The 303-nt window shown below is 59.1% G+C and carries 1 protein-coding gene; it reads right to left on the reverse strand.

Annotated features, from left to right (window positions below; genetic code table 11):
- The coding region (locus F7231_RS27135) for an SdrD B-like domain-containing protein (RefSeq protein WP_208295709.1) at positions 1–303 on the reverse strand (303 nt) is incomplete at both ends.

Consider the following 303-nt stretch of genomic DNA (forward strand, 5'->3'; position numbering starts at 1 on the left):
TTGAAGACGTAGTCACCCAGGGAAGCAGGCTTGAAGAAACCAGCGTCCACCGTGGGGTTGAACTCGTCAGCCGTCAGTGAGTACACACCCGTCAGACCCGTCAGCTTATCCGCATCCGAGTCCAGGGCATCATCGCTGCCCACATTTGCCAGTGTCGGCACGTACCCAGCCGGCTGCCCGAAGCCTACCACGTATGGTGTGGCGGGGGTCAGCCCAGTGAATGAGTACAGACCAGATGCGTTCGTTGTCGTTGTCGCAATAGCCGAGCCGTTGGTGTAGAGGGTCACCACTACACCTGGGATG

This window comes from Fibrivirga algicola, from assembly GCF_011742925.1.
GTDB classification, from domain to species: domain Bacteria; phylum Bacteroidota; class Bacteroidia; order Cytophagales; family Spirosomataceae; genus Fibrella; species Fibrella algicola.